Consider the following 6,568-nt stretch of genomic DNA (forward strand, 5'->3'; position numbering starts at 1 on the left):
CACGAGTGCGGCGAGCACGACGAGCAGGTACACGACGGTCACGACGGCGAATCCCCCGGAGAACATCCGGCGAGCGTAGCAGCGGCGGTCCGTAGGCTGGGGGCGTGAGCCCTGACCACAGCCGATGGCGCCGACCGGAGCCGTCCTTCGCCCGGGCGGTCACGAAGGCGCTCGCGGACGCAAGGACGGTGCTCGACGTCGCGGCCGGCGCCGTGTCGTACGCGCCGACCGACCGCGAGGTCACGTCGGCCGAGGTCTCCTCGGACGAGGTGCCGTTCGCCGCCGACTCGTTCGAGGCGGCCGTGGTCACCGTCGACGTCGCCGGGTCGTCGGACCCCGAGCACGTGTTCTCCGAGGTGCGACGGGTCACGCGGGGGCCGGTCGTGGTCGTGACCCACGACCCCGACCGCGTGCAGGACTCCTGGCTCGCCGAGTACGCCCCCGAGGTGCTGGCGACCGAGGCTCGCCGCTACCCCGCCCTCGACCGGATCGCTGCGGCACTCGGCGGCCGGGTCGAGACCACCCGCCTGCCGATCCCCTTCACGTGCGTCGACGGCTTCTCCGAGGCGTACTACGCCCGGCCCGAGCGGCTCCTCGACCCCGAGGCACGACGGGCGGACCCGGCGTGGTCGTTCGTGGACGAGATGACCGCCAGACGATCGATCGCAGCGCTGCGGGACGCGCTCGAGTCCGGCGATTGGGACCGCCGCCACGGCTCGCTCCGGGTGCGGCCGTCGTACGACGGGTCCGTCGTGCTGCTGCGGGCGACGCCGACCTGACGCCGGCAGCGACACGCCCGACTTGACACGTCGTCGTAGGCTGGTCGGGTGAGCTTCCAGGAGGTGGTCGGCGCGCAGAGCGCCGGCATCAGGGCGTGACGCCCCCGGTCGCACCGTGCGGTGTGGCCGCCGTCACCGACCCCTGACCACCTCCGCCCGGTGTGGCGCGCGTCCGCGTGCCCCGGGCTCCCGTCGAAAGCGACACACCATGCTGCCCATCAGCGAGAAGACCATCCGCACGTCCTTCGTCAACGCCTCCCGCAAGGAGACGGCCGACATCACCCTCCCCGACGCCTTCGAGGCGACCGACTGGGACTCCCTCGACTACCTCGGCTGGCGTGACCCGAAGATCGGTCGCCGCGCCTACGCCGTCGTCCCGACCCTCGAGGGCGACCTCGTCGGGATCCTCTTCCGGCAGGCCGAGGCGTCGCCCCGCAGCCGGGCGCAGTGTTCCTGGTGCCAGGACGTCAAGCTGCCGAACGACGTCGTGTTCTACAGCGCCAAGCGCTCCGGGAAGGCCGGCCGCAACGGCAACACCGTCGGCACGCTCGTCTGTCATCACTTCCAGTGCTCGCGGAACGTCCGGAAGCTGCCGCCGCCCGCCTACGAGGGCTACGACGTCGAGGCCGCGCGGCTGCAGCGCATCGAGGACCTCCGGCTCCGCGCGGCGTCGTTCGCCGCGGAGGTCTGATCGCAGCGCGACGACACGACAGACGGGAGGCCCGTGGCGAGCGTGCCACGGGCCTCCCGTCCGTCCGGCGGTCGCGTCGGCGACGCGGTGGTCGCGTCGGCGACGCGCGTCAGCGACCGATCGAGGACATGTCGGGGTAGCGGTCACCCGTGGGGACGGGCAGCGACGAGAGCCGCGTGAGCTGGTCCGCCGAGAGTGTGATCGACGTCGCGCCGACGTTCTCCTCGAGGCGGCTGACCCGCTTGGTACCGGGGATCGGCACGATGTCGTCGCCCTGTGCGAGGAGCCACGCCAGCGCGACCTGGGCCGGGGTGCCGCCGACCTCGTCAGCGATCTCCTTCACCGAGTCGACGATCCGCATGTTCTGCGCGAACGCCTCTTCCGCGAACCGCGGGTTCGCGCGACGGAAGTCGTCGTCGTCCAGGTCGGACGGGCTCGTGATCGCGCCCGTGAGGAAGCCGCGACCGAGCGGGGAGTACGGCACGAGACCGATGCCGAGCTCGCGGAGCGTATCGAGCACCTCGCCCTCGGGGTCCCGGGTCCACAGCGAGTACTCGCTCTGGAGCGCGGTGATCGGGTGCACGGCGTGGGCCTTGCGGATCGTCGCCGCGGACGCCTCGGAGAGCCCGATGTGGCGGATCTTGCCCTCCTCGACGAACCCGGCGAGCTGCCCGATGACGTCCTCGATCGGGACGGCCGGGTCGACGCGGTGCTGGTAGTAGAGGTCGATGTGGTCGGTGCCGAGTCGGCGGAGGGAGCCCTCGAGCGCCTCGCGGACGGACTCGGGCGCGGAGCTGATCCCGCGCTGCTGGGTCGGGGTCTCCTCGCCGGGCTCGTGCCGGTACAGACCGAACTTCGTCGCGATGACGACGTCGTCCCGGCGGTCGGCGAGGGCTCGGCGGAGGAGTTCCTCGTTCGTGTACGGGCCGTACGCCTCGGCGGTGTCGAACAGGGTGACGCCGAGGTCGATCGCGCGGTGGATCGTGCGGATCGACTCGTCGTCGTCGGAGCCGGCGCCGGAGTAGAAGGCGCTCATGCCCATGGTGCCGAGGCCGATCGGGCCGACCTCGAGGTCTGCGAGCTTGCGTGTCTGCATGCGTCCGGTCTACTCGCCGATCCGCGTTTGGAGGGAGGCACTGACGGTGCCCGCCCAGGTGGGAATGCGCTGGTGCGGTTCCTCCAAACACTCGCCGGGTGCAGAGTGCAACTGGTGTGATCGGTCCGTGAACCTGTACTTCCGGCTGCTGCTCCTGACCCTGCGCACCCGACTGACCTCGTCGCGCCGGGGTCGCGGCACCTCGCTGTGGGACGAGGCTCGCACGCCGTTCCGCGTCGCACCCACCGACCTCGACCCGCTGCGGCACGTCAACAACGGCAAGTACCTGTCCCTGCTCGACCTCGGGCGCTACGACCTGCTCACGCGCTCCGGGTTCTGGCGGGCGGCGTCCGAGCGCGGTTGGTACGCCGTCGTCGCCGCGCAGACCATCACGTACAAGCGGTCCCTGACGCTCGGGCAGCGGTTCGTCCTGCGCACCCGGGTGCTCGGGATGGACGAACGGTCGGTGTACATGGAGCAGACGTTCGTCCGGCGCGACACCGTCATCGCACGGGCGGTCGTGCAGGCCCGGTTCCTGCACCGGGACGGCGGCCACGTGTCCCCGGCGGAGCTGCTCGCGATCACCGGGCCCGCACCCCGTGACCTCACCGTGCCGAGCTGGGTCCGGGAGTGGGCGGACGCTGTGCGGATCAGCAGCAGCCCGCGCTGACCGGGGTCTCGTGCGGGCCGCGCGGATGGCGTAGACAGGGGCGATGGACTCCGACTCCGCCGAACCTGCCGACCGAGCGTTCCGCCGGACGAGCCGCCGCGCGCTGATCGGCGGCGGCGTGGGCATCGGGCTCGCCGGACTCCTGGCGGCCTGCTCCGGTGCGGCGCCGAAGCCGGGCCGGACGCCGTCGAGCTCGTCCTCCGCGACGGACGCGGCGCCGGACCGCACACCGAGCACGACCCCGACACCGGGCGGCCCGGACTCCTGGCAGGCCCTCGCCGCAGCGGTGTCGGGACGGCTCCTGCGCTCCGGCTCGCAGGGCTGGGACGACGCCCGGGTCCTCGAGAACCCGCGCTACGACGACGCCGACCCGCAGGGCATCCTGCTCGCCACGAGCGAGGCGGACGTGCAGGCCGGACTCGCCTTCGCCCGGAACACGCACACGCCCGTCGCCCTCCGCGCCGGCGGGCACTCGTACACGGGATGGTCGGCCGGCGGCGCACCCGGAACCGAGGTCCCGCGCTCGCTCGTCATCAGCACGAAGGCGCTCGACGGTATCGAGGTCCACGGGGACGGCACCGCGACGATCGGGCCCGGAGCGCAGCTCGCGAACGTGTACGCGACGCTCGCCGCCCAGGGTCGGGCGATCGGCGCCGGCTCGTGCCCGACGGTCGGCACGGGCGGACTGACGCTCGGCGGCGGCGTCGGCGTGCTCACCCGCTCCTTCGGTCTGACCTGCGACCAGCTGACGGCCGTGCGGCTCGTCACGCCCGACGGCGCCGTGCACGACGTCTCCGCACAGGCGGAACCGGACCTGTTCTGGGCCTGCCGGGGCGGCGGAGGCGGCACCGTCGGGGTCGTGACCTCGATGACCTTCCGGACCCGCGAGGCGCCGGACGTCCTGCTCTTCGAGCTCGCGTTCCCGGCCTCGGCCGCAGCGGACGTCGTCCGCGCGTGGCAGGACTGGGCACCGACCGCCGACGACGAGCTGTGGTCGACGCTCAAGCTCCTCGGCGGCTCGCGGCACTCCTCGCTGTCGGTCACCGTGACCGGCGTGTGGACCGGTTCGAAGACCGGTGCCGACGCCTCGGTCGACGGGTTCATCGCCGCGACCGGCGCGAAGCCGACGCGCCACACCGCCGAGCAGCTGTCCTACGGCGCCGCGATGTCCGCGCTGGCCGGCAAGCCGCAGCGCGTGTCCGAGGCGGCGACCTCGTCGATCGGCGGGACGAAGCTCACGGACGCGCAGATCGACGTCCTCGTGCAGCACGCGGCGGCAGCCGGAGACGTGTCGGGCAACCTGGAGGGCGGTGTCTCGCTCGACGCGCTCGGCGGGGCGGTGGCTCGGGTCGGGCGGACGGACACGGCGTTCCCGTGGCGATCGGCACTCATGACGGTGCAGTACACGGCGGTCTTCGCGGACGGGACCGACCCGGAGCCGTTCGACGCCTACGTGCGCGGGTTCCGGAAGGCGATGACGCCGGCGTGGGGGAGTGCGGCGTACGCGAACTACTGCGACGCGGCGATCACGGACCCGTCGGCCTACTTCGGCGTGAACACCTCGCGGCTGCACCGGATCGCCGAACAGGTCGACCCGGACGGGCTGCTGTCGCAGCCGCACTGGGTGTGAGCGAGCGCGTTGCGCTCCGGTGCTCCGGCGCTCCGTCCTGGAGGCACGGCGCGGGTCCGCCACGCTCGTCGCCTCGTCGGCGGTGCGGCCTAGCATCGGCGGCATGGACCCCGAGGACCTCGTGCTGCCCGACGCCGCTGCCTGGCGTGCCTGGCTCGACGAGCACGAGGACGACCCCGACGGCGTGTGGCTCGTCCTCGCCAAGAAGGGCACGACTGAGCCCACGTCGCTGACCTACGACCAGGCGCTCGACGAGGCGCTCTGCTCCGGGTGGATCGACGGGCAGAAGCGCGGCCGTGACGCCGCCACCTTCCGGCAGCGGTTCACGCCCCGACGCCGCGCGTCCCTCTGGTCGCAGCGGAACATCGGCTTGGTCGCGACCCTCGTGGCCGCCGGCAGGATGCGGCAACGGGGACAGGCCGAGGTCGACCGGGCGAAGGGCGACGGCCGGTGGGACCGTGCCTACGCGGGTGCCGCGACCGCCACGGTGCCGGACGACCTGCGGGCTGCACTCGACGCCGCACCGGCCGCCGCGGCGCTGTTCGCCGAGCTCGACGGTACGAACCGGTACGCGGTGCTGCACCGGGTGACGACGGCCCCGAGCGCGACGGCTCGGGCGAACCGGATCGCGAAGCTCGTCGGCGGAATGGAACGGGGCGAGACCCCGTACCCGCGGAAGCCGCCGGCGTAGCGCGGGGTCGACGTCCGACATCCGCGTCCGGCGGCCACGTGGGGGACGACCGCTCAGGGACGCGTCACGCGTGCGGCGTACAACGGCGTGCATGACCACTGGCACCGACACCACCCGTCCCGCCGCTTCCTCAGGCACCTTCCGCATCGGTGGCGACCTCGAGGTCCACCGCCTCGGCTACGGCACGATGCAGCTCACCGGCCCCGGCGTCTGGGGACCGCCGAAGGACCACGACGAGGCCGTCCGCGTCCTCAAGCGAGCCGTCGAGCTCGGCGTCGACTTCTTCGACACCGCCGACTCGTACGGCCCGTACGTCGCCGAGGACCTGCTCCGCGAGGCCCTGCACCCCTACGGCGACGACATCGTCATCGCCACCAAGGCCGGGCTCACCCGCACGGGCCCGAACGAGTGGCCGCCGGTCGGCCGCCCGGAGTACCTGCGCCAGGAGTGCGAGATGAGCCTGCGCCGCCTGGGCCTCGAGCGCATCGACCTGTTCCAACTGCACCGCATCGACCCGAAGGTCCCGCTCGAGGACCAGGTCGGCGAGCTCAAGAAGCTGCAGGACGAGGGCAAGATCCGCCACATCGGCCTGTCCGAGGTCTCGGTCGACGACGTCAAGGCCGCCCAGGAGCACGCCACGATCGTCACGGTGCAGAACCTCTACAACCTGCAGAAGCGCGACGCCGAGGAGCTCCTCGACTGGTCCGAGGAGCAGGGCATCGGCTTCATCCCGTGGTTCCCGCTCGCGACCGGCGGTCTGACCGGCGACGACTCGCCGCTCACCGCGATCGCCGAGCGCAAGGGTGCGACGCCGGCGCAGCTCGCCCTGGCGTGGCTGCTCAAGCGTTCGCCCGTCATGCTGCCGATCCCCGGCACGTCGAGCGTCGACCACCTCGAGGACAACCTGCAGGGTGCCGTCGTCGAGCTCACCGACGAGGAGTTCGAGGAGCTCTCCGGCCTCGGTCACTGAGGTCGCCGGGTCGCTGACACGACCACCTGACGGACGGGAGG

General features: G+C 72.6%; 7 protein-coding genes. 6 read left to right on the top strand and 1 reads right to left on the bottom strand.

From position 1 onward, the window contains the following. Positions 1–104 precede the first annotated feature (104 nt). Positions 105–779, top strand: a complete 675-nt coding sequence (locus NS184_RS15400) for a hypothetical protein (RefSeq protein ID WP_058726983.1) — start codon at positions 105–107, stop codon at positions 777–779. Positions 780–987: 208 nt separating this feature from the next. Next, positions 988–1,470, top strand: coding sequence for an FBP domain-containing protein (locus NS184_RS15405; protein WP_058726984.1), 483 nt, complete (start codon positions 988–990; stop codon positions 1,468–1,470). A gap of 109 nt (positions 1,471–1,579) precedes the next feature. Here the strand turns inward: NS184_RS15405 and NS184_RS15410 are convergent, their stop codons facing one another. After that, positions 1,580–2,566 carry an aldo/keto reductase gene (locus NS184_RS15410; RefSeq protein WP_058726985.1) on the bottom strand — a complete coding sequence of 329 codons (987 nt, stop codon included), beginning with the start codon at positions 2,564–2,566 and terminating at the stop codon, positions 1,580–1,582. 127 nt (positions 2,567–2,693) lie between these two features. Here NS184_RS15410 and NS184_RS15415 point away from each other — a divergent pair, with 127 nt between their 5' ends. The 4 genes from NS184_RS15415 to NS184_RS15430 all read left to right on the top strand — a co-directional run bounded on the left by NS184_RS15415 (position 2,694) and on the right by NS184_RS15430 (position 6,527). Further along, on the top strand, positions 2,694–3,236 hold the full coding sequence (locus tag NS184_RS15415) for an acyl-CoA thioesterase (protein WP_058726986.1): 543 nt from the start codon (positions 2,694–2,696) through the stop codon (positions 3,234–3,236). A gap of 43 nt (positions 3,237–3,279) precedes the next feature. Beyond that, positions 3,280–4,866 (top strand): FAD-binding oxidoreductase, encoded by a 1,587-nt coding sequence (locus NS184_RS15420; protein WP_058726987.1) that lies wholly within the window; start codon positions 3,280–3,282, stop codon positions 4,864–4,866. A gap of 103 nt (positions 4,867–4,969) precedes the next feature. Next, the gene (locus NS184_RS15425) at positions 4,970–5,557 is read left to right on the top strand and encodes a YdeI/OmpD-associated family protein (protein ID WP_058726989.1); all 588 of its coding nucleotides are present in this window, start codon (positions 4,970–4,972) and stop codon (positions 5,555–5,557) included. A gap of 91 nt (positions 5,558–5,648) precedes the next feature. Then, the gene (locus tag NS184_RS15430; RefSeq protein WP_058726988.1) at positions 5,649–6,527 is read left to right on the top strand and encodes an aldo/keto reductase; all 879 of its coding nucleotides are present in this window, start codon (positions 5,649–5,651) and stop codon (positions 6,525–6,527) included. The last annotated feature ends 41 nt before the right edge of the window (positions 6,528–6,568 follow it).

This window comes from Curtobacterium luteum (genome assembly GCF_001475545.1).
Classification (GTDB): Bacteria; Actinomycetota; Actinomycetes; order Actinomycetales; family Microbacteriaceae; genus Curtobacterium; species Curtobacterium luteum_A.

Coding starts and splice junctions, on each gene's coding strand:
- NS184_RS15405 (WP_058726984.1), top strand. CDS start 988: ATGCTGCCCATCAGCGAGAAGACCATCCGCACGTCCTTCGTCAACGCC.
- NS184_RS15410 (WP_058726985.1), bottom strand. CDS start 2,566: ATGCAGACACGCAAGCTCGCAGACCTCGAGGTCGGCCCGATCGGCCTC.
- NS184_RS15420 (WP_058726987.1), top strand. CDS start 3,280: ATGGACTCCGACTCCGCCGAACCTGCCGACCGAGCGTTCCGCCGGACG.
- NS184_RS15425 (WP_058726989.1), top strand. CDS start 4,970: ATGGACCCCGAGGACCTCGTGCTGCCCGACGCCGCTGCCTGGCGTGCC.
- NS184_RS15430 (WP_058726988.1), top strand. CDS start 5,649: ATGACCACTGGCACCGACACCACCCGTCCCGCCGCTTCCTCAGGCACC.